This window comes from Pseudonocardia lutea (assembly GCF_042658055.1).
GTDB lineage: Bacteria > Actinomycetota > Actinomycetes > Mycobacteriales > Pseudonocardiaceae > Pseudonocardia > Pseudonocardia lutea.
In genome coordinates this window covers 224,545-245,737 of record NZ_JBHSQK010000007.1, presented here as the reverse complement: position 1 = coordinate 245,737, position 21,193 = coordinate 224,545, and the positions used below count along the sequence as shown (strand labels likewise).

21 protein-coding genes and 1 pseudogene are annotated in these 21,193 nt (G+C 71.8%); 10 read left to right on the top strand and 12 right to left on the bottom strand.

Annotation, left to right across the window (positions count from 1 at the left end):
* Window positions 1–15: 15 nt before the first annotated feature.
* The 5 genes and pseudogenes from ACFQH9_RS04175 to ACFQH9_RS04155 all read left to right on the top strand — a co-directional run bounded on the left by ACFQH9_RS04175 (window position 16) and on the right by ACFQH9_RS04155 (window position 3,009).
* On the top strand, window positions 16–987 hold the full coding sequence (locus tag ACFQH9_RS04175) for a zinc-binding dehydrogenase (RefSeq protein ID WP_379564354.1): 972 nt from the start codon (window positions 16–18) through the stop codon (window positions 985–987).
* Between the two features lie 71 nt (window positions 988–1,058).
* Complete coding sequence (locus ACFQH9_RS04170; protein ID WP_379564353.1) at window positions 1,059–1,796, top strand: enoyl-CoA hydratase-related protein; 738 nt, start codon at window positions 1,059–1,061, stop codon at window positions 1,794–1,796.
* Window positions 1,797–1,991: 195 nt separating this feature from the next.
* A pseudogene (locus tag ACFQH9_RS04165) lies at window positions 1,992–2,126 on the top strand (hypothetical protein); the annotation flags it as partial.
* 223 nt (window positions 2,127–2,349) lie between these two features.
* Window positions 2,350–2,622: a hypothetical protein gene (locus ACFQH9_RS04160; protein ID WP_379564351.1), complete on the top strand. Its 273-nt coding sequence runs from the start codon at window positions 2,350–2,352 to the stop codon at window positions 2,620–2,622.
* An 18-nt stretch (window positions 2,623–2,640) separates the two neighbouring features.
* Window positions 2,641–3,009 (top strand): hypothetical protein, encoded by a 369-nt coding sequence (locus tag ACFQH9_RS04155; protein WP_379564349.1) that lies wholly within the window; start codon window positions 2,641–2,643, stop codon window positions 3,007–3,009.
* A 610-nt stretch (window positions 3,010–3,619) separates the two neighbouring features.
* On the opposite strand, the gene ACFQH9_RS04150 is transcribed toward ACFQH9_RS04155, so the two are convergent.
* The 4 genes from ACFQH9_RS04150 to ACFQH9_RS04135 form a co-directional block, all read right to left on the bottom strand.
* Window positions 3,620–4,381: an SDR family NAD(P)-dependent oxidoreductase gene (locus tag ACFQH9_RS04150; protein WP_379564347.1), complete on the bottom strand. Its 762-nt coding sequence runs from the start codon at window positions 4,379–4,381 to the stop codon at window positions 3,620–3,622.
* Window positions 4,374–5,231 carry an alpha/beta fold hydrolase gene (locus tag ACFQH9_RS04145; protein ID WP_379564345.1) on the bottom strand — a complete coding sequence of 286 codons (858 nt, stop codon included), beginning with the start codon at window positions 5,229–5,231 and terminating at the stop codon, window positions 4,374–4,376. The genes ACFQH9_RS04150 and ACFQH9_RS04145 overlap by 8 nt, the downstream gene beginning before the upstream one ends.
* A gap of 26 nt (window positions 5,232–5,257) precedes the next feature.
* A complete protein-coding gene (locus ACFQH9_RS04140; protein ID WP_379564343.1) occupies window positions 5,258–6,658 on the bottom strand; it encodes an MFS transporter in 1,401 nt (466 codons plus the stop codon).
* A gap of 148 nt (window positions 6,659–6,806) precedes the next feature.
* Window positions 6,807–7,649, bottom strand: coding sequence for a sugar phosphate isomerase/epimerase family protein (locus ACFQH9_RS04135; protein ID WP_379564341.1), 843 nt, complete (start codon window positions 7,647–7,649; stop codon window positions 6,807–6,809).
* Between the two features lie 134 nt (window positions 7,650–7,783).
* Between ACFQH9_RS04135 and ACFQH9_RS04130 the strand changes: the two genes are divergently transcribed.
* From ACFQH9_RS04130 to ACFQH9_RS04115, 4 genes are all read left to right on the top strand, one after another.
* Window positions 7,784–8,599 (top strand): shikimate dehydrogenase family protein, encoded by an 816-nt coding sequence (locus tag ACFQH9_RS04130; protein ID WP_379564339.1) that lies wholly within the window; start codon window positions 7,784–7,786, stop codon window positions 8,597–8,599.
* A gap of 98 nt (window positions 8,600–8,697) precedes the next feature.
* Window positions 8,698–9,444 carry an IclR family transcriptional regulator gene (locus ACFQH9_RS04125; protein WP_379564337.1) on the top strand — a complete coding sequence of 249 codons (747 nt, stop codon included), beginning with the start codon at window positions 8,698–8,700 and terminating at the stop codon, window positions 9,442–9,444.
* Window positions 9,445–9,555: 111 nt separating this feature from the next.
* Entirely contained in the window at window positions 9,556–10,650 is a 1,095-nt protein-coding gene (locus ACFQH9_RS04120) for an NAD(P)-dependent alcohol dehydrogenase (RefSeq protein WP_379564335.1), read from the top strand.
* Between the two features lie 52 nt (window positions 10,651–10,702).
* Window positions 10,703–12,145, top strand: coding sequence for an aldehyde dehydrogenase family protein (locus ACFQH9_RS04115; RefSeq protein ID WP_379564333.1), 1,443 nt, complete (start codon window positions 10,703–10,705; stop codon window positions 12,143–12,145).
* Between the two features lie 57 nt (window positions 12,146–12,202).
* Here the strand turns inward: ACFQH9_RS04115 and ACFQH9_RS04110 are convergent, their stop codons facing one another.
* From ACFQH9_RS04110 to ACFQH9_RS04095, 4 genes are read right to left on the bottom strand one after another with little or no spacing between them, the layout of a single operon-like run.
* Window positions 12,203–13,198: an alcohol dehydrogenase catalytic domain-containing protein gene (locus ACFQH9_RS04110; RefSeq protein ID WP_379564331.1), complete on the bottom strand. Its 996-nt coding sequence runs from the start codon at window positions 13,196–13,198 to the stop codon at window positions 12,203–12,205.
* Between the two features lie 27 nt (window positions 13,199–13,225).
* Window positions 13,226–14,845 carry an MFS transporter gene (locus tag ACFQH9_RS04105; protein ID WP_379564329.1) on the bottom strand — a complete coding sequence of 540 codons (1,620 nt, stop codon included), beginning with the start codon at window positions 14,843–14,845 and terminating at the stop codon, window positions 13,226–13,228.
* Window positions 14,842–15,939 (bottom strand): zinc-dependent alcohol dehydrogenase, encoded by a 1,098-nt coding sequence (locus ACFQH9_RS04100; RefSeq protein ID WP_379564327.1) that lies wholly within the window; start codon window positions 15,937–15,939, stop codon window positions 14,842–14,844. Before ACFQH9_RS04100 ends, ACFQH9_RS04105 begins: the two co-directional genes overlap by 4 nt.
* On the bottom strand, window positions 15,929–16,486 hold the full coding sequence (locus tag ACFQH9_RS04095) for an SDR family oxidoreductase (RefSeq protein WP_379564546.1): 558 nt from the start codon (window positions 16,484–16,486) through the stop codon (window positions 15,929–15,931). The genes ACFQH9_RS04100 and ACFQH9_RS04095 overlap by 11 nt, the downstream gene beginning before the upstream one ends.
* A 47-nt stretch (window positions 16,487–16,533) precedes the next feature.
* Here ACFQH9_RS04095 and ACFQH9_RS04090 point away from each other — a divergent pair, with 47 nt between their 5' ends.
* A complete protein-coding gene (locus ACFQH9_RS04090; RefSeq protein WP_379564325.1) occupies window positions 16,534–16,785 on the top strand; it encodes a hypothetical protein in 252 nt (83 codons plus the stop codon).
* A gap of 29 nt (window positions 16,786–16,814) precedes the next feature.
* On the opposite strand, the gene ACFQH9_RS04085 is transcribed toward ACFQH9_RS04090, so the two are convergent.
* Genes ACFQH9_RS04085 through ACFQH9_RS04070 form a run of 4 tightly spaced genes read right to left on the bottom strand, consistent with a single transcriptional unit; the run spans window position 16,815 to window position 21,163 of the window.
* Window positions 16,815–17,654 carry a mycofactocin-coupled SDR family oxidoreductase gene (locus ACFQH9_RS04085; protein WP_379564323.1) on the bottom strand — a complete coding sequence of 280 codons (840 nt, stop codon included), beginning with the start codon at window positions 17,652–17,654 and terminating at the stop codon, window positions 16,815–16,817.
* Window positions 17,655–17,713: 59 nt separating this feature from the next.
* The gene (locus tag ACFQH9_RS04080; protein WP_379564321.1) at window positions 17,714–18,706 is read right to left on the bottom strand and encodes an ABC transporter permease; all 993 of its coding nucleotides are present in this window, start codon (window positions 18,704–18,706) and stop codon (window positions 17,714–17,716) included.
* Window position 18,707: 1 nt separating this feature from the next.
* The gene (locus tag ACFQH9_RS04075; protein ID WP_379564319.1) at window positions 18,708–19,697 is read right to left on the bottom strand and encodes an ABC transporter permease; all 990 of its coding nucleotides are present in this window, start codon (window positions 19,695–19,697) and stop codon (window positions 18,708–18,710) included.
* Complete coding sequence (locus tag ACFQH9_RS04070; protein ID WP_379564317.1) at window positions 19,694–21,163, bottom strand: sugar ABC transporter ATP-binding protein; 1,470 nt, start codon at window positions 21,161–21,163, stop codon at window positions 19,694–19,696. The genes ACFQH9_RS04075 and ACFQH9_RS04070 overlap by 4 nt, the downstream gene beginning before the upstream one ends.
* Window positions 21,164–21,193 lie beyond the last annotated feature (30 nt).

Genomic DNA, 21,193 nt, shown 5'->3' with positions numbered 1-21,193 from the left:
GCAGAGGAGAACCACGTGTTCGCCGTCTACGCCAGCGAACCGAACCCCGACGACCCGATCGCCTCCCTCGTGGTGGGGGAGCGGCCCGAGCCGGAGATACCCGACGGCTGGGTCGCGGTCTCCGTCACTGCGGCCGGCCTCAACATGCACGACCTGTGGACGCTGCGAGGCGTTGGGATCAAGCCCGAGCAGTTCCCGATGATCCTCGGGATGGACGCCGCGGGCACCCTGGCCGACGGCACCGCCGTCGTCGTGCACCCCGTGATCGGGGACCCCGACTGGGCAGGCGACGAGACCCTGGATCCCCGACGCACGCTGCTCACCGAGAAGCACCAGGGCACGCTCGCGGGCACCGTGGTCGTACCGCGACGGAACGCGGTCCCGCTGCCCGACGGCATGGACCCGGCCCAGGGTGCCGTCATGAGCACGGCCTGGTTGACGGCGTACCGGATGCTGTTCACCAAGTCCGGGCTGCGCCCGGGACAGACCATGCTGGTCCAGGGTGCGTCCGGCGGCGTCTCGACGGCCCTGGTGCAGCTGGGACGGGCCGCCGGTTTCCGGGTGTGGGTCACCGGACGCAGCGAGGCGAAGCGTGAGCTCGCCAGCCGGCTGGGCGCGCACGCTGCCTTCGAACCCGGGGCGCGGCTCCCGGAGAAGGTCGACGCGGTCTTCGAGTCCGTCGGCGACGCGACCTGGTCGCACTCGATGCGGGCACTTCGGCCCGGGGGCGCGATCGTCTGCTGCGGCTCGACGAGCGGCCCCAACCCGGGCGCGGATCTGCAGCGGCTGTTCTTCCTGCAGCTCCGGGTCGAGGGGTCCACGATGGGTACGAGAGCCGAGCTCGTCGACCTGCTGCGGTTCGTCGCCGACACCGGGATCAGCCCGCAGATCGGCCTCTCGCTGCCGATGGCCGAGGCGAAGAAGGCGTTCCGCGCCATGCTCGACGGGGATACCGCGGGCAAGATCGTGCTGACGGCGGGACCGTGAGCGGCCCCGACTCGCAGACCTCCGGCCAGAACACCTCCGACCCGTACACCTCGATCCGGACCGAGTTCCCCGTGCCCGGGGTCGGTCTCATCCGGCTCGAGCGGCCGAAGGCCCTCAACGCCCTCAATCAGGCCGTGCAGACGGAGGTGCTGGCGGCGGCCTCGGCCTACGACACCGACCCAGAGATCGGTGCCATCGTGATCACAGGCTCCGAGCGGGCGTTCGCCGCGGGCGCCGACATCGCGGAGATGGCCGAACTGGACTACTCCGACACCGAGCGACTGTTCGACGGTTGGGACCGACTCGCGCAGCTGGGTACGCCGCTGATCGCCGCCGTGTCCGGATACGCCCTCGGCGGTGGCTGCGAGCTCGCGATGCTCTGCGACGTCCTGATCGCCGCAGATACGGCCGTGTTCGGGCAGCCGGAGATCAACCTTGGCATCCTGCCCGGGATCGGCGGCAGCCAGCGCCTGGGCCACGCCGTCGGCAAGGCGAAGGCCATGGGCCTCATCCTCACCGGCCGCACGATGGACGTCCACGAGGCCGAGCGGGAAGGGGTGGTGAGCCGGGTCGTCCCCGCCGCCGACCTGCTCGACGAGGCCGTCGGGGTGGCGGCGACCATCGCCCGCAAGTCGAAGCCTGCGGTGCTAGCGGCGAAACAGGCGGTGAACAGGGCGTTCGAGACCGGCCTCACCGAGCGTGTGCGCTTCGCGCGGGCCCTGTTCCGCGGCCGCTTCGCCACCGCAGACCGTGCCGAGGGCATGGCAGCGTTCGTGGAGAAGCGCGAGCCGCGTTTCACCGGCCGGTGACCGGCTGGGGCTGATGTTCCCGCGGCACCCTGCTGCGCGAGGCCGCACAGCCACACCGTGCCGTCGGCGCATTCCGGCGATCCCGCACCAGGGCTCGGCCGGGCCGGCCGACCCGGGGTCCGTCGTCGTCGGCCGGCCCGGTCACGGCAGGTACGGTCGTCGCTGTGAGGATCCATCCCGCGGAACCCGCGACCGGTGCGGGGGTGCGCGGTGCCCGGTGAGGAGCGGACGTCCCGCCGGCGTCGGCAGACGCCGTCGAAGGGAGATCTGCGCGAACAGGCGATTCTCGATGCCGCCGAGACCTTGCTCGACCAGCGGAGCGTCGACGCGCTGACCGTCGAGGACATCGCCCGCGGCGCGGGGATCACCGGGGTGCGCTGTACTTCTACTTCGGCTCGAAGCAGGACGTGCTCGTCGCGCTCGTCGCCCGGACCGTGGCAGCCCTGCGGGAAACGCCCCGGCTCGCGGCGACGGACGGGAACGTGCCCCCCGGGACCGCATCCGGGTCGCCCTGCAGGCCACGGCGGCGGCGTGGCGCGAGCACGGCCGGGCCATGCGGGTCGCGGTCGACCACACCGCGGTGATCCCGGAGATCGGCGCGATGTGGGTGGAGGTGCTCGAGGAAAACGCCGCGGCGTTGCGGGGGGTCCTAGTCCGCGCCGGGGTGCCGAACGGTTCGGGCCCCACCGACGCCGGCGAGCTCGCGCGGGCGCTGTGCTGGATGACCGAGCGCACCTTCTACTGCGCCACCACCACCGGCAGCGATCTCCAGACGGCCCTCGAAACCTGCGACTTCGTGTGGCGGAGCGCCCTTCCCTCGCGATAGGGCAGCCCGTCGCGGACGGTGCACCTACGAGGGCGCTTCCTCGGGCGCTGGATCGCCGAGGTCTTCGTGCCCTGGTACGAGATCACCCGCGACGAGCTCCCCGACTGCTGGCCCCTGCACCGCCCCGCCCTGGTCGAGCTGTCCTGGCTACGCAGCGCCCACGCCCAGGCCTACCTACGCTCGGCACCCCCCAGCGCGGCCGGGGAGTGGCACCAACGCTGGCGCCCAGGGGCGGTCGACCGCCTGCGCACAGTGATCGACCGCAACCTCTGCGGCCCCGGCTTCCACCTCGTCCCCGAAGCCGAACGCCCAGCCCCCCACCTCCCGCCCGGACCCGACGGCCGCCGCATCCCACCCGGACGCCAACTCGCCCTGCCCCAGCACTAGCAAACCAACTACGACCGCGCCGTCGAACAAGACCTCGCCTGGCGACACAACCGCGAAACCGCAGGCTGAGCCCAGCTCGAAGACACCGCCGGGGCCCTGGATCTCGATCTCCGGTGCCCGGGGATCCCGCGGCAGGCCCGGCGGGCGGGTCGGTACAGCCGTAGCCCACCGCTGTGGCGGCTCCCTCGCAAGGCGACACGCCTCGAGGTTTTCCATGCGATCCGCGCAACAGCACAGGACGCTGGTACCTCGCTCGCCGACAATTCGCGCTGCGCGCTGGAGCGCTGGCCGCAGCCCAGGCCGCACACGCCGCCGAGCTGGAGCGCCTGCGCCGCGATGCGGCTGCGGCCGCGACCAGGCCCGCGCGCAGCACACGGCCGTGTGGAACGGCAGCGTGGCGAGCTCACCGCCGCCGCCCAACAGCAGGCCGGTGAGCACGCGCGCGAGCTCGCCGAGCTGCACCGCCACCTCGCGCCGCCGACCACGAGATGTGAGAACTACGCAGACGACTGGCTGCGGGGGCTACGCGTGATCACGATCAGCTGTCGCATAGGCGGGAAGCCACGGGCCCGCGTGCAGGATGCTGCGGGAATCGTTAGAGGTGTCGCGTTCAGACAGCGGTGAGCCCGCCGTCGACAAGAATCTCGACGCCAGTGACGTAGCTGGACTCATCGCTGGCCAGGAAGAGCATGACGGCGGCTACCTCCGCCGGCTTGCCCTCCCGCTTCATCGGGATGCCGTCGATCTGCCGAGCACGCCAAGCCGGATCCCTTGAACCGCGTGATGTGCGCATCGGGGGCAGGATGCCCGGTGCAACGGCGTTGACGCGGATACCGGCGTCGGCGAGTTGCACGGCCGCGGTGGTGCTCATCATCCGCACGGCCGCTTTCGACCCGCTGTAGCCCATGTGGACTCCCAGCTGACCGACCGAGGCCGAGATCGAAGAGACGTTGACGATCGAGCCCCCGCCAGAGGCGGCCATCGTCCGGGCGCCGTGCTTGATCCCGAGGAACACACCGCGCGCGTTGACGAGCATGAGCTGGTCGAAGAACGCGGTGCTGAACAGGTCGGTTTCGTAGGTGCCGCTGAGCCCCGCGTTGTTGACGAGCACGTCGAGGCGGCCATAGCGGCCGACCACGTCGTTCATCACCTCGGCCCAGGAACTCTCGTCCGTGACGTCGAGGCGCAGCTGGTGCGCGTTTCCGCCATCTGAGCGGATGGCCTCGACGACGTCTTCACCGTCAGCGATGTCGGCCACGACGACGGTGGCGCCCTCGCGGGCGAACCGCGTTGCGGCCGCCCGCCCCATCCCACTCGCAGCCCCGGTGATGGCAGCAATCTTCCCCGCCAACCGCCCGTGCGAGCTAGTCATGGGCCAGGAACTCCTGCAGGGCCCGGACCACCTCGTCGAAGCGTTCCTCGACCAGCCAGTGGCCGCACCGGTCGATGGAGACGGCCCGCACGTCCGAGGCGAACTCGGATAGCATGCTCTGCAGCTGTGGTCCCCACCGGCCGGCTCCGCCGAGGCCGAGGACAGGGATGGACAACGGCTCCTTCCCGAGCTTCCGGTTGTCCAGGACATCCTGCGGGAACGCCCGATACCACTCCAGGCAAGCACGGGTCGCACCGGGCTGGGCAAGTGCCCGCGCGTAGTAGCCGATCTCCTCATGTGTGAAGGGCGCGTGATTGACCGCGCGGTCCTTGAAAAACGCCTCGACGTACCCGTACTCGCGCCCGGCGATGAGGAACTCCGGCATGTCGCGGTGCATGTGGAACGCGAAGTGCCACGTCCTCGGGTTGAGCAGGACGCCTTCCCACAACGACGCGCCCGGTAGCGGTGCGTCGAGGAAGGCCAGCCTGCTCACCGAGTCCCGATGCATTGCGGCCCAGGCGTATCCGACCATGGCGCCGATGTCGTGGCCGACGACCTGGACCTGGCCGAGGTCGAGCTCCTGGCGCAGGGTCTCGAAGTCGTTCGCCATGGTGACCTTGTCGTAGCCGACGAGCGGCTTCGACGACTCCCCGGCTCCCTTCATGTCGACGGCGACGACCCGGTGGTCGCGAGCGAGCACGGGCATGAGGTGCCGCCACTCGTACCAGGTCTGCGGGAAGCCGTGCAGCAGGACGACGGTCGGCCCGCTCCCCGCGACGACAGCGTGCAGGGAGACTCCGTCTGACACCTCCACGACGACGTGGTCGAACTCGTCCAGGGTCTGCGACATCGAGATACTCCTCGGTTGACGGCGGATCAGCTCTGCTCGGCGGGCGAGATGGGCCGGCTCTCGGCTGTGACGGGCGGGTGGTGCGGGGCGTCGTCGCCGGCGGTCGGGCGGCGGCGGTAGACGACGCCCTTTGCTGCCATGGCCAGCGCGCCGATGGCGATGGGGACGAGCAGCAGCAGGAAGACCTGCGAGATGCTGAACCCAAGGCTGACGAGGGCGGTGCCGACCGCCGCTCCGGCGACGGAGCCGATCCGGGAGACCCCGGCCGTCCAGCTCGTGCCGGTCGACCGGATGTCGGTCGGGTAGAAGGTCGACGACACGACGGTGTAGCCCGTCGAGATCGAGTTCGTGGCCATCCCCAGCACAAAGATCAGGATGGCGAGCACGGTGGTGGACGCAGGGACCAGGGCGATGGACAGGGCCATGAGCGCTCCGACGGCTCCCGTGACGACCAGCGTCGCCTGCGGCCCGAATCGCTCTTGCAGCAGGCCGATCATGCTGCAACCGACGATGCCGCCGACCTGGAGCAGGGTGGTCAGCAGCGAGATCTGGCCGGTCTCGAAACCGGTGTCGGCGAAGAGGAAGGGCAGCCAGGTGTTGTTGAGGTAGACGGTGAACATGACGGCGAGGAAACCGACCCAGAGGAAGATGGTGCCCGGCGCGAGGCCGCGCCGGAACAGGGCCGAGATCGGGTAGTTGCGGCCTCGGGTCGGGGTGCCGAGGGTGAAGACCGTCGTGTCGTCGGCGCTGCCGGGCTCGAGATCATTGCAGAAGCGGACGAGGGTGGCCCGGTTGCGGCCGCTCGAGGCCAGGAACCGGGGCGACTCCGCCAGCAGGAACAGGACGGCGATGCCGATGGCCACCGCGGCGAGGCCGCAGAGGAGCATGGCGACCTTCCACCCCGCACCGGCGACGATGAACGGCAGCACCGCCGCGCCGATGGCCGCGCCGGTTGGGAAGCCGGCATAGCTCAGGCCGACGAGCGCGCGCCGGTGCCGCGTGGGGGTCAGCTCGGCGACCAGCGCGGCGACGTTGGGCATCGACGCGCCGAGTCCGAAGCCGGTCAGCAGGCGCAGGACACTGAACGACACCACCCCGCCGGCGAGCGGGGTCACGAGAGTGATGACCGCGAACGCGGCGACCGCCGTGAGGATCACCGGCTTCCGGCCGAACCGGTCACCCAGCGGCCCGGCGACGAACGAGCCGAGCGCGAGTCCGACGAGACCGCTGGTCACGGCGGGCGCGAGCTGCGCAGTGGACAGGCCCCAGTCGGCTTTCAGTGCGGGTGCGATAAACCCGACGACGATGACCTCGAGGCCGTCGACGACGATGCAGAGCAGCGCCACGAGTGTCGAGAGCTTCTGTTTCCCGGTCAGGCGGTTGTGGTCGATGAGTTCTCGGACGTCCAGGTACCCTGCCGTGCTCATTCGTAGACCTCGGTGTCTGTGCGACCAGCTTGCGCCGGCGATGGTGGGGGAAGGTCGCGTGCTACGACCGGGATGGTCGGTGCTCGCGCACCGGCGTGCCAGCTCTGTCGACCACTCAGTGACCGAGCGGTCGAGATCGCCGGCCGTCTTACCGGGGCCAGCCGGCAGCGTCGAGGACGTCCAGGGTCGAGAACATGGTCTCCTCGGCCACGACGCCGAGGGGCAGCGACTCCAGCGCGTCGGAGACCGGCTCGACGGAGACCGGCGGCACGACGTCGGTCGCCTCCCGCACGGCGCGCAGGAACCCGGCGATGTCGAGCGAGCCCCGGCCGGGGTAGGTGCGCAGGTGGCGGGCCTCGTCGATGGGGCGCACGCCGGGACGGCGGACGACGTCGGAGAGCTGGATGCACACGACGGCCTCAAGCAGGTCACGGTCGAGCTGCTCGATCCGCCCCCCGGAGCGGAAGAAGTGCAGGACGTCGAGCACGATGCCGGCGTTCGGCGCGGCGACCGTGCCGACGAGTTCGCGGGCCTGGTCGAGACTGCTCACCGCGCTGTACGGCATGAACTCAACCGCGACGGGCACCGGGGCGAGACGCTCGCACACAGCGGCGAACTCGTCCGCGATACGCGCCGCTTCGCCGCGGAAGGCGGCGACGTGGACGCGGTCGGGCCGCAGCGCGAGGGCCAGCTCCTCGACCAGCCGGTTGGCCGCCGCCACCGGGCCGTCCTCGCACAGGCGTACCAGCTCGAACTCGGCTAGCCGGAGCCCGGCCCCGGCGATCCGGCTCGGCAGGTCGTCCCACGAGATGCCCCGTTCGAGCGCGGAGAGGCACTGGCCGACCGTCAGCCCGATGCCGGGGAAGGCGCTCGCCGACGCGGCGGCCAGGATCTGGTCGAAGGGGCGGTCCCGGAAGCAGATCGCCCCCATCGCCAGCGGCGTTTCGACCTGCGGATCGGCTGCCGGGTCGCCCGGCGCTCGGGTGGTCATACCGGGCGAAACTAGGTCGGTCTCGGGGCGGCCGTCAAAAGCAGAATGCGGCTCAGTGGCAACGACCGCTCGCGCCGCGAACGGACGACGCGCAGGATCGCAGTGCTCACCCGACGGACCGGAGGTGCGAGGGAATGACTCAGCTGCCGAGCGGGCGCACACGGGTTCTGGGCATCGTCGGCGACCCGGTCGTGCAGGTCGGGGCGCCGGCGATCTGGACCGCCCTGTTCCGCGACCAGGGCCTCGACGCCGTGTGCGTACCGGCCCACGTCCGCCCGGAGGATCTGGCGCAGTTCCTCGCCGGGGCGGCGCGCTGGCAGAACCTGGACGGGCTGATCGTCACGATCCCTCACAAGATCACGGCGGCGACCCTTGCCACGGAGCTGAGCACGCGGGCCGACCGTGTCGGCGCGGTCAACGTGCTGAGACCCGACGGGGCGTCCGGCTGGACCGGTGACATCCTCGACGGCGTCGGTCTCGTTGCGGCGCTGACGAGCGACGGCCGGCCGCTGCGGGACCGGCGTGCACTGGTTGTCGGGAGCGGCGGAGTGGGTACGGCCGTTGCGCACGCGCTGGGCGAGTCCGGCGTCGCCGATCTCGCGGTGAGCGACCTGGATCCGGCGAGAGCCCTCACGCTCGCCCGACGTCTGACCCAGCTCGGCTACCCCGCCCACGTCGCCGAGCCCGTCGCGGCCGGATTCGACGTCGTCGTGAACTGCAGCCCGGCGGGGATGCGTGCCGAGGACGACCTGCCGATCGACCTCGACGGCACCGGGCCCGGCACGACCGTCGCCGACGCCGTCGCGCATCCGCCCGTCACCAGGTTGCTGCGCCTGGCACGTGAGCGTGGGTGCTGGGTCGTTCCCGGGGGCCGAATGATGCACGCGCAGGTACCCGACCAGGCCGAGTTCTTCGGCTATGGCCGGCTGCACACGCCTGACCGGGGCTGATCTCGCCGCTCGGTGCCGGAGCGTCCCGGTGCCGCCGGGGACGACGCGTGGCAGGCTGCGCCCAGCCGCTTCACTGAGCGGCAGAGCAAGGAGACGGCATGGCAGGCAACGCCTCGGTCCCGGGCGCGTCGGTGGCGCAACGGCTGTTCCGCGTCCTCGACACATTCGACCCGGCCCACGGGGAGATGACCCTCACGGAGATCGCCGAACGCGCGGACCTCCCGATCAGCACGACCCGGCGCCTGCTCCAGGAGCTGACGGCCTGGGGTGGGCTCGAGCGCCTTGTCGACAACCGGTTCCGCGTGGGCATCCACCTCTGGCAGATCGGGACACTCGCCCCCCGGCAGCGTGACCTGCGCGAGACGGCGCTGCCGCTGATGCACGACCTCGCCAAGGCGACCCAGGAGACCGTGCAGGTCATGGTGCTCGACGGGCTGGACGCGCTCTGTGTGGAGAAGGTCTCGGCCGCGAGGGCGAGCCCCACTGCGACCCAGGTGGGAGGACGCCTCCCTCTCTACGCCACCGCGGTCGGCAAGTGTCTGCTTGCCCACAGCCCCCGGGACCTGCTCGTCGCGGTGGTCGAGCGCGGCCTGTCGCGACACACCCCGCACACCCTCACCCAGCCGGGGCTCCTGGTCCGCCAGCTCAAGGAGGTCCGCGCCGCCGGGGTGGCGTACTCCCGCGAGGAGATGACGCTGGGCGCGGTGTCGGTCGCCGCCCCGATTCTGTCCGGTGGCACGCTGCGCGGGGCGATCGGGATCGTCGTGCGCGCGCCCGGACAGCTGGAAGCGCTCACCCCCGCAGTGAAGACGGCATCGCTGTCGATCGGCCGCGTCATCAGCTGACGCGCGTTGCCACTGAGCGGTCAACCGTCCTTTCCAGGCGCGGAATCGTCGCCATACCCTCCCAGCCATGTCGGACGCTTTCCGGGGGGCCTGATGCGGATCATGGGCGCGGTGGCGACCGCTCCGGGCGGACCCTTCACCGTGGAGCCGCTCGAACTGGGTGAGCCCCAGGCGCGAGAAGTGCTGATGCGCGCGGTGAGCGTGGGGATCTGCCGCACCGATCTCCACATCCGGGACGGCGAGTACCCGGTTCCCGGGCACCCCGTCGTCGCCGGGCACGAGTCGACGGGTGTCGTCGAGGCCGTCGGTGCCGAGGTCACCGAGGTGGCCGTCGGGGACCACGTGCTCGCGTCGTTCCCGTGGTGCGGATCGTGCCCGGCGTGCCGGAAGGGCCGGCAGTCGTACTGCCGGGACGGCTTCGCGCTGTCCTTCGGCGGCCGCCGGCCGGACGGCACCACTGCCCTATCGCGACTCGACGGCTCGCCCGTGCAGGGGCACGTGTTCCAGCAGTCGTCGATGGCGACCCACGCCGTCGTCCACGTGAACAACTTGGTGATCGCGCCCCCCGGTACACCGGACCTGGCGGGTCTCGCACCGCTCTGCTGCGGCGTGCAGACCGGGTGCGGGGCGGTGATGTCGTCCCCGTCGCTCGGACCCGGGGGATCACTGGCGGTATGGGGCGCCGGCAGTGTCGGGCTGTCGGCGGTCATGGCGGGTGCTGTGGTCGGCGCGCGGACGATCGTGGCGGTCGACACCCGGCCCGAACGGCTCGCGCTCGCCCGCTCGCTCGGCGCCACCCATGTCGTCGACGCCCGTGCGGACGGCGCGACCGAGCAGGTGCTCGAGATCGTCTCGGACGGCGTCGACACCGGGGTCGAGACCACCGGGATCCCGGCCGTGCTGGCCGGCGCCCTGCGCGCGACCGCGATGGTGGGCGAGCTGGTGTCCGTCGGTGCGGCGCCGGCCGGGACTACCGCACCCGTCGACATGAACGTGCTGCTGAACGGGCGCCGGCTGCGCGGGACCATCCAGGGCGACGCCACGCCACGGGAGTTCCTGCCGCGGCTGCTCGAGCTGTATCGCGACGGGCGTCTTCCCTTCGACCGGATGGTGACCCGGTTCGATTTCGCCGACGTGCAGAAGGCGGTCGAGGCGATGGAGTCCGGCCGCGTCGTGAAGCCGGTTCTCGTCGTCGGCGAGCCCTGAGCCACACGATCCCGATCACACGATCGTGGATGACCTACGAGGAGGCCCACCGTTGTACGACCTCGCACGCAACTATCTCGACGGAGAATGGATGGACAGCGGGGACCACCGGCCTGCGTACGATCCGGCCACCGGTCTCGAGATCGGCCGATACGCCCACGGGACCCGCGACGACGTCGCCCGGGCCATCGACGCGGCGCAGCGTGCCTTCACCGATTCCGAATGGGCCCACGACCGCCGGCTGCGTTCGCGCGTCCTGAACGCCATGGCCGATCGCGTGGAGGCGAACAGCGAACGGCTGATCTCCCTGCTCGCGGCGAACAACGGCAAGATCGTGCCCGAGGCGACGTTCGAGGTGAGCATGGTCGCCCCCAAGCTCCGCTGGTGGGCGGCGATGGCCCTCACCGAGCAGGGCCGCGCATCGGAGATGCCGGGCGGCAAGACCTCGATCGTGCTCCGCGAGTCGATCGGGGTCGTCGGGATCATCGTGCCGTTCAACTCCCCGGTGATCCTGGCCGTGCGTTCCCTCGGTCCGGTGCTGGCCGCGGGTGCGACGGCGGTGCTCAAGATGCCCGAGGAGACGGCGCTGGTGAATGCCGCGTTCATGGAGGTGCTCGCCGGCGTCGAGGGGCTGCCGCCGGGTGTCGTCAACGCGGTCACCACGGGCGTCGAGGAGGGTTCGCTGGTCGTCGAGTCGCCGACCGTCCGCGCGATCAGTTTCACCGGCAGCTCGGCGACCGGCCGGGCCATCGCAGCGCAGGGTGCCGCGACCCTCAAGCGCCTCAGCCTGGAGCTCGGGGGCAAGACGCCGATGCTCGTCTTCGACGACGGCGACGTCGACGCGGCCGTGCCGGTGCTCACGAAGGCCATCACCACATTCGCCGGCCAGTTCTGCATGGCCGGTTCCCGGCTGCTCGTGCAGCGGGGGGTCGTCGACCGGGTGCGTTCGCTGATGATCGACGCCCTCGGCAAGGTCCGGGTCGGCCCGGCCGCAGATCCCTCGAGCCAGATGGGGCCGTTGATCAGCAAGCGCGATGTCGCCCGGGTGGACGGCGTCGTCGAGGGCGCGCTCGCCGCAGGGGCCCGTGCCCTGGTACGTGGGGGCGCCGGCATCGATCCGGCGCTGGCGGAGGGCGCCTTCTACCACCCGACCCTGCTCGAGGTCGACGACCAGTCGCTCCCGATCATCCAGAAGGAGACCTTCGGACCGGTCCTGACGCTGCAGGTCTTCGACACTGAGGACGAGGCCGTCGAGATGGCGAACGACTCGAGCTATGGCCTGGCCGCGAGCGTGTGGAGCCGCGACGTCGACCGCACCCTGCAAGTGGCCAAGCGGCTCGAGGCAGGCACCGTCTGGGTCAACAACTGGGCGGTCGTGCACGACGAGTTCGAGGAGGGCGGCTACAAGCAGAGTGGCCTGGGTCGTCTTAACGGGCTGGCCGCCATGGAGGACTTCACCGAGTACAAGCACGTCTCGCTGGGCTCCGGTCACTGAGCTCCGCACACGCCACGGCCGGCTGGGACGCCCAGCCGGCCGTGGCGTGTGGTGCGGCTACCGCGGCCGGACGACCAGCCGGCCGACCTGCTCGCCGGCCCGCAGGTCCTGCACGAACGCCGGCACGTCGTCGAGGCCGCCGGTGCGCGCGATCAGTGGCGCCACCTTGCCCTCCGCGATCAGGGCCAGCGCGCCGTCGGCGTCGGCGCGGGTGCCGCCCTTGGAACCGCGGATGGTGAGCTCGTCCATGGCCAGGCGCATCGAGTCGGAGCTGGCGTCGGAGCCGGGCTTGTAGCCGCAGGTGACGACCGTGCCGCCGGGGCGCACGACCTCGGTCGCCAGCCGGAACCCGGCCGGTGCCCCCGAGGACTCCATGACGACGTCGGCGCCGTCGGGCGCCCATTCGCCGAGCGTTCCCTCGTCCGCGGCGAGGACGCCCACCTCCGCCCCCAGGCGAGAGGCCGTCTCCAGCTTCCCGGGATCCAGGTCGACGACGGCGACCCGGGCTCCGAGCGCGATCGCGATCTGCACGCCGTGGAGCCCGAGGCCGCCGCCGCCCACGATGACGACCCGGTCGCCGGGCCCGACCTCGCCGCGCACCTTCAGTGCGCGGTAGGGGGAGAGGACAGCGTCGAGGGTCACGGCGGCCATCTCGTCGGTCACCGCCGCCGGGACCGCCACGACGTTCTCCGCCCGCGCCACGACGTACTCGGCCAGGCCGCCCGGACGCTCGAAGCCCATGCGGGTGGCCCGGGGGCAGATGTTCGTCAGTCCGCGGGCGCACCACCTGCAGTCCCCGCAGGCCTGCGGGATGTAGACGGCGACCCGTGCCCCGGTGGGGCCCTCGCCACCGGCGACCCGGCCCATGACCTCGTGGCCCTGCACTAGCGGGTAGGTCACGGTGGGGATCATCCCGTCGAGCAGCTTGAGATCGGTGCCGCACAGGCCGACCGCGTCGACCTGGATGAGCACCTCGCCGGGCCCCGGCTCCGGGTCGGGGAGCGTCGTGATCGCCGGGAGGGTGCCCGGCTCTCGGGTCACCGCGGCGCGCACGGCGCACCTCCTCGTTCCGTCATGGCGTCAGCCCTGGTTCGGGGTCGGCTGGTAGGCGACGAACTTCCAGTCCTCGCCCTCCTTCGCCCACACCGCCAGACAGGCGTTGTCGAGCTGCCTCTCCACACCGTTGTTGGTCACCCGGGCGCGCATCTGTCCGGTCAGGACGGCGAGCCCGTCCCGGACGACGAGCGTCTCGACGGGGTGTTCCACGGAGTGGTAGACGAAGAATCCGGCCGTGACCTTGTCGAGGTAGGAGTGCTTCGTGTCGCGGGTGGCGTTCGAGTGCGTGTAGACCAGCTCGTCGGAGAGCAGCTCCTGGAGGGCCTTCGTGTCGTTGTCGACCATGGCCTGGTAGCGGCGGTCCTCGAGTTCGAGGATGTCCGCCTTGACCTTCTGTGTGTCCATCGGCTGTATCCCATCGTGTGGTGGTGAGGCGTTCGGCGGCCGGACGACGAACGTAGCCAGAGCGGCCGTTGGCGACCCATCATCGTGTGCCGCTGAGTAGCAATGGGTGGAGAGCGGCGACGGCCGGGCGCGCACCGTGGAAGCGGTGTGCACGAGCCGGCTCGCGACCGCCACGGCGACGGCGCCGAGCCCGGACAGCGCGATCGAGGCCGCGAGACCCGTGCGGTCGGCGAGCCATCCGCCGCCGACCACGGGCAGCGACATGCCCGAGTAGAACGCGAGAGCGGGCGCCCTTCGCGTCCACCCGTTCCCGAAGGCCCCGGCCGCGAAGGCTCGGCGGAGGAGGATCCCGCCGCCCAGGCCGACCATCGCGACCCCGCCGAAGAGGGGTGCCGGCCACGAGCAGAACACGGAGATCACGACGACGCCCACGCCGGCCGCGAAGCAGAGCACCGGCAGGGGACCGGCGGCGGTCCTGCGCCCGACCGCGAGCTGTCCGAGACCCCCGCAGAGCTGCATCACCGCAACCAGGGCTCCGGCCACGATCCCGTCCGCGGGGAGCCCCTGCACCAGGACGAGGTGCGAGGCGTTCACGGTGACCGTGCCGAAGACCCAGTTGGTGGCGAACGCACCGAGGAGGCCGCTGACGAGGACCAGGGGGGCGGACCTGCGGGTATCCCCTTTCGCGACCGGCGGGGCCGGGGAGCACTCGTGGCGGGCCGGTGCCGGGACGCGGCCCACCGCCACGTCCGCGACGGCCATTCCGGCGGCCGCGAGGACGTACGGGGTGACGAGCGGCCATGGGAAGGGCTCGACGACGAGGCCGGATCCCAGCGCACCGGTGGCGACGCCGCCGTGGGTGGCCGCCGTCAGGGCTCGCGCTCCCGCGGGCCCGTCCGCCAGCACGTGGGCGGCGGCCGCGGACAGCAGCCCGAGCCCCAGTCCCGAGGCGGTGCGGGCCACCAGCAGCCCCACGGGATCCGCAGACACGACGAAGTCGGCCGCGGCGAGCAGGCAGATCAGCAGCCCGAACCGGACGACCCGTCGTGCGCCGAGGAGCCGGCAGGACGCGGGGCCGACCAGCAGCCCGGCCAGGACGCCCCCGCCGTAGAGGGCGAAGATCGTCGTCACCTCGACGTCGGTCAGACCCAGCAGCTGCCGGTAGTGCGTCCACAGTGGAGTAGGGGCCAGGACGAACGCGCTGCCGGCGAAGAGGGCCCACGGGACGGAGCGGTTCACGCCGTCCCGTAGCCGGCCTCGACCGGTCGTCCGACTCGTGGGTCGAAGAGCTCCTTGATCGTCGTCCCGCCGCCGTGGGCCAGCGCGTCGACGACCGTCGCCGCGGCCTCCAGCGGGTGCACACGCGGCGCCACGAGGCTCCAGTCCCCGCGCCGGGCGATGAGCTCGGCCGCGACCGTGAAGTCCGCGGCGAAGGTGTGTGCGTTCGTCCCGACCAGCTCGAGCTCGGTGCGCGAGACGTCCAGGAGCAGGTCGTCGGGCGCGGTGCCGGGTCTCTGGAGCCCGACGAGCACGACCCGGCCGCCGCGACGGACGGTTCCGAGGGCCGTCCGCAGACCTGCGGGCGTACCGCTCACCTCGTAGACGACGTCGACCGGCGCGGCCGCTGCCCGCAGCGAACCGGCGTCCTCGTGCGCCGAGGTCGCCCCGAGTCCGAGCGCCACCTCACGGCGGGCCGGGTTCGGTTCGACCAACCGGAGGCTGCGCGGACCCGTGTGTTGGGCGAGGGCGGCGACCAGGAACGCTCCGATACCACCGGCGCCGACGACGACCACGTGGTCGTCGCTCGTCGGCCGGCCGCACCGCGAGGCGTGGACGGCGATGGACATCGGCTGCACGAGCCCGGCCGCGTGCTCCGAGACCCGGTCGGGGTCCACCGGGAGACAGACCGAGGCCGGCGCGACGACGTACTCCGCGAGGCCGCCGTGGGTACTCAGCCCCAGGGTCCAGTAGCGATCGCACAGGTTCGTGCGTCCGGCCGCGCAGTGGTCGCACCGGCCGCACGACACCCCTGCCCCGCACGCCACGAGCTGGCCGATCCGCAGGCCCGCCACGCCGGGACCGAGTATCTCCACGCGACCACCGATCTCGTGCCCGAGAACGAGCGGTCCCTCGTGCCGCGTCACGGGGTGAGGGGTCGTCAGGGGGGTGAGCACGGGACCGTGGTCGAGCTCGCCGGCGTCGCTCCCGCAGACGCCGGCGGCGGTCACCCGGAGCAGGACCTCTCCCGGCCCGGGGTGCGGCCGCGCCCGCTCCTCGACCCGGAGGTCCCCGCGCGCGTGCAGCACGACGGCCCGCATCGCCTCACCCTTCATGACGACCCGGCGTCAGCAGGAGCCCGGCGTCGACCGGCAGCTCGATCTCGGTGAGGAAGCGGGCCCGGTCACCGGCCAGCCACAGCATCGCCTCGCTGACGTCCTCGGCCGCCACCCATGGCGTCTCCATCGCGTTCATGCGCGCGAAGGCGACAGCGGCGTCGTCCCGACCGGGCCGGGCCAGGTCGGGAGGCAGGCGGCGGTACATCGGCTCGTTGTTGATCATCGGGGTGTCGACGTTGCCGGGCTCGAGGAGGTTGACCCGGATGCCGAGCGGCGCGAGCTCGAGCGCGAGCTGACGGACCAGACCGAGGACCCCGTGCTTGGTCGCGGTGTAGGCGGAGAGGCCGTGCTGCGCGCGCCGGGAGCACACCGACCCGGTCACGATGATCGAGCCGCCAGCGCCGGCGGCACGCATGGCCCGGCCGGCGGCGCGCAACGTGTGGAACACGCCCGACAGGTTGACGGCGAGCGAGTGCTCCCACTCGGTGTCGCTGGTCTCGAGGGCGCCCTGGATGACCGTCGTCCCGGCGTTGGCGACCGCGATGTCCAGGCGCCCGAACTCGCGGACCGCGACCGCAACCGCCTCCTCGAGTGCCGCGGATCGCGTACGTCGGCGACCACGGGCAGACAGCGGCCTCCCGCCGCCTCGACCTGTCGCACCGTCAGCGCCAGGTCGTCCGCGGTGGCCGGGACCGTCCCGGGTACGCCGCCGTCGGCCACATCGGCCACGACGACGGCCGCGCCGGCCCCGGCCAGGCGCAAGGCGTGCGCCCGGCCCTGTCCGCGGGCGCCGCCCGTGACCAGGGCGCCGCGGCCGGCCAGCTCGGCCGCGGGATCGGTTGACGGGACTCTTTCCATGTGCGTCTCCTCGCTCAGGCCGAGTAGGCCGCGCTCCAGCCGGCGTTGACGTCGACGGTCGATCCGCTGATGTAGCGGGCCTCGTCGGAGGCGAGGAAGACGACCGCGGCCGACACCTCCTCCGGGGCGAGCCTGCCGGCCGGGATGAAGTGGTAGCGCTCGTTGACGACCTGGTCGACCATCTCCTCGGTCGGCGCCTCCTCGTGCGGGAAGAACAGTGGCGGCAGGAGACCGTTGTCGATCATGCCGGTGCTGATGTAGCCGGGGCAGACGGCGTTGACCCTGACCAGGTGCGGCCCGAGGTCGATGGCGGCGGACTTCACCAGGCCGATGACGCCCCACTTGGCCGCGCAGTAGGCCGCGTTGTTGCCGGCCCCCAGCCTGCCCACCGACGAGGAGATCCCGATGATGCTGCCCCGGCGGCGCTCGATCATGTGCGGGGCCACCGCGCTGAGGGTGTTGAAAACGCCGGTGAGGTTGACGTCGACGATGTCGCGCCACTGCTCGGGCGTCATCTCGTGCACCGGCGCGTAGGAGTCGATCCCCGCGTTGGCGACGGCGACGTCGATCCGGCCCAGCTCGGCCAGCGTCCTCGCCACCGCGGCGCGCATGCCCTCCACCGACCGGACGTCGCACTCGACCGGCAGGCAGCGGCGGCTGGTCGCCTCGACCAGCCGCGTCGTCTCGGCCAGGTCGCCGGGGTGGTTGACCGAGTACGCAACGTGGTCGAACGTGCCGTTGAAGTCGACTGCCACGATGTCTGCGCCCTCCCGGGCCAGGGCGACCGCGTGTGCGCGGCCCTGACCCCGTCCGGCGCCGGTCACCAGCGCCACCTTGCCCTCCATACGCCCCATGGCGCGTACTCCTCGTCGTCGTGGCTGATGGATGGTCGGCCTCGGGCCGTCCGGCCCGCTCAGTGCGTGGCGTGCGCGAGCTGTAGCCCCATCGCACGAGTGCGGTCGCGCCGCCGGAGCAGGGCCAGGGTTCCGGCCTGCAGGCCCACCGCGCCGATCAGGACTAGCCCGGTGACCAGCTCGGTGACGTAGCCTTCGGAGCCGCGGGCGGCGAACCCGGCCGAGATGGTGGACAGGACCACGACGCCGATGGCGACGTGGACCGCCGACCCCCGTCCGCCGCTGAGTGCGATGCCGCCGATTAGGGCCGCGGCGACGCCGGTGAGCAGCAGGCTGCCGAAGGAGTTGGGGGCGGCGCTGCCGCCCCGGATCGCCGCCATGGCACCGGCCAGCGCCGCGCATCCGCCGGAGAGGGCGAATGCGGTGACCATCGGGCGCCGCAGCCCGACCCCGGCGGCAAGGGCCTCGCGCCGGCCTCCGCCGATGGCGAAGATCTCGCGCCCGACGACGGTCCGGGTCAGGGCCACACCGATCACGATGAACAGCACGATGCCGGTCACCGACGACGGGGAGAACGGGCCCCAGCGCACGAGCAGGGCGTCGGAGAGGTCGAAGTCCGTCAGCTGTACGGGTCCGCCACCGCTGACGATGTAGGACAGTCCTTGGTAGAGCACCGAGGCGCCCACGGTGAAGACGAGTGAGTTGATGCCGCGCCCGGAGATCACTAGACCCTGGATCGCCCCGATGCCGAGCCCGACGGCTGTCGGGATCAGGAGGGCCGGGAGCAGGCCGAGGTCTGAGGCCTGGATCGCGGTGACCGCGGCGAGTGTCGCGATCGACGCCGCGGACAGGTCGAGCTCGCCGGCGATCATGGTCACCCCGACCCCGAGCGCCACCACCCCGAGGAACCCGAACCCCTCCAGCGTCGAGAAGACCGCGCCCTCCCCGCGGAACGCGGGCGAGGTCGCGGTGAGTCCGATCAGGACGGCCAGGAGGATGACGAGTTGGACGCCGTACTCCCGTGCGATGCTGCTGTTGCCGCCGATGCGCATGTCAGTTCGCTCTCTTCCGGGCGAGGTACTGCAGCAGACAGACGACGCCCACGACCACCAGCCCCTGGATCGCGAACCGCCATCCGGTGGCGAAGTTGTTGAGCACCATGACGTTGTTGAGCAGGGCGATGGTGATGGCGCCCAGGGCCGAGCGGATCGGGGACCCGTACCCGCCGGCGATCGCGGTGCCGCCCACGAGGACCGCGGCCACCACATCGATGGTGAGGCTCGGCATGTCGCTGGCCGTCGCCTGCCCGAGTTGCGCGGCGGTGAGCACGCCGGCGATCGCCGCTCCTAGGGACAACGCGACGAACCCGAACAACGTGGTCGCCGTGGCCGAGATGCCGTTGAGCCGGGCCGTCCGGCGGTTCGCCCCGGCGAGGAGCACCTTGCGGCCGATCACCGTGCGCGCCGAGATCAGGGTGGCCAGGATCGTGACGGCCACGAAGCCGTACACCGCGATCGGGAGCCCGAACACCAGGCTCGCATCGAGCCAGCCGATGCTCTTGCCCTCCGCGGTGACCACGCCGCTGCCCGAGGCCGAGGCCGTGATCCCGAACAGGACCGAACCCGTGGCCAGCGTCGTGATGATCGTGTTCATCCCGAGCGCGACGACGATGCCCTGGGCGACCCCGACCGCGACGACGGCAAGCACGGACACCAGGATCGCGAGCGTCACGCCGTGGCCCTCGGCCACCGTGTGCAGGAACAGCAGGGCGGCGAGCACCGTGGACTGCTGGACGCCGAGCGAGACGTAGTTGCCCGACAGGGTCAGGAACGTCATCGACACCGCGACGATGCCGGTGATGGAGGCGGCGATCAGCACCGCCCGGATGTTCTCCGGCGCAGCGAATCCGGCCGTGGTGACCGCGCCGAGCGCGAAGAGGGCGACGACCGCGACCACGAGCGGCAGCAGACCTGCGACGTCGGTGCCCAGCCGCGAGATTACGGTCGCGGTAGCCGCGGGGCGCGCATCGGTCTGTGTGGTCATGACGTGGCCTCGCTGTGCATGGTGGCGGCCATCAGTTGCGGCTCGTCCCACTCGGTGTGGGGCCGAACGCTGGTCAACCGGCCTCGGTAGAAGGCGCCGATGGTGTCGCAGAGCCCGAGGATCTCGGTCGAGTCCGAGGAGGCGACGATGATCGACGTCCCGGTCGAGGCGAGGTCGCGCAGCTTGGCGTAGATCTCCGCCCGGGCGCCGACGTCGACTCCCCGCGTGGGCTCCTCGACGAGCAGCAGCACTGGGTCGGTGCCGACCCACCGGCCCAGGACCACCTTCTGTTGGTTGCCGCCGCTCAGCGTCTCGACGTTGGCCGAGAGCCGGGAGGCGTCGAAGGCAAAGGCACCGCTTATCTCCCGCCCCGTGGACCGTTCGTGTCGCGGACGCAGCACCCCTAGGCGCGAGCTCCGGCCGAGCCACGGGGCCGAGAGGTTGCGCAGGACCGAGACGCCCTGGAACATGCCGTCGCGCTTGCGGTCGTCGGAGCAGTAGGCGATCCCGGCGGCGATGCCGCGCCTGCGGGACCGCAGGTCCACCGCCGCGCCGTCGACGGCGACCCGGCCACCGACGGCCGGTGTGACGCCGGCGAGGGCGCGTACTAAGGCGTTGGCGCCGCTCCCGAGCTGGCCGGTCACGCCGAGGATCTCGCCCCGGCGTACCGAGACCGAGACCGGCTCGTGGAGCCCGGGGGCGACCAGTTCGGTGGCCTCGACCCGGACGGGGGCGCCGTCGAGTTCGGGGCGTTCGGGGAACATCGTGGACATCTCCCGACCGAGCATCATGGTCACCACCGCGTGCTCGTCGAGCGACGCGGCGTCCCGAGCCGGCAGGCTGCGCCCGTTCTTGAAAACGGTGACCCGGTCGGCCAGGCGGAACACCTCGTCCAGCCGGTGGGTCACGTAGATGATGCTCCGCCCCTCGTTCGCGAGGTCCCGCAGCACGGCGAGCACCCGTTCGATCTCGTGGTCGGACAGCGCCGCGGTGGGCTCGTCGAGGATCAGGATCTGTGCGTCGCGCCGGAGCATCCGGGCCAGCTCGAGGAGCTGCGACTCCGCGACGCTGAGGTCCTCGACGCGGGTCCGGGGCGACACGTGGCCGAGCCCGACCCGGTCGAGGACGTCGCCGGTGCCCCGGTCGAGGCGGGCACGGCTCCACCACCAGCCCGCGGTCCGGTCACCGAGCAGGAGGTTTTCCGCGACCGTCATCGTCGGCACCGAGCTGTACTCCTGCTGGACGACGGCGACCCCGTGTCGCTGCGACTGCAGGGGGGACCCGAGCACGACCTCCTTGCCGGCGATCTCGATCGTCCCCGAGTCGGGCTGGATCAGCCCCGACAGGAGTTTCACCAGGGTCGACTTGCCAGCCCCGTTCTCGCCGAGCAGGGCCATGACCTCTCCGCGGCGCAGCTCGAAGTCGACCGAGTCGAGTGCGCGCACCGCGCCGTAGCTCTTCGACACCCTGCGGATCCGCACCGATGGCACACCGGA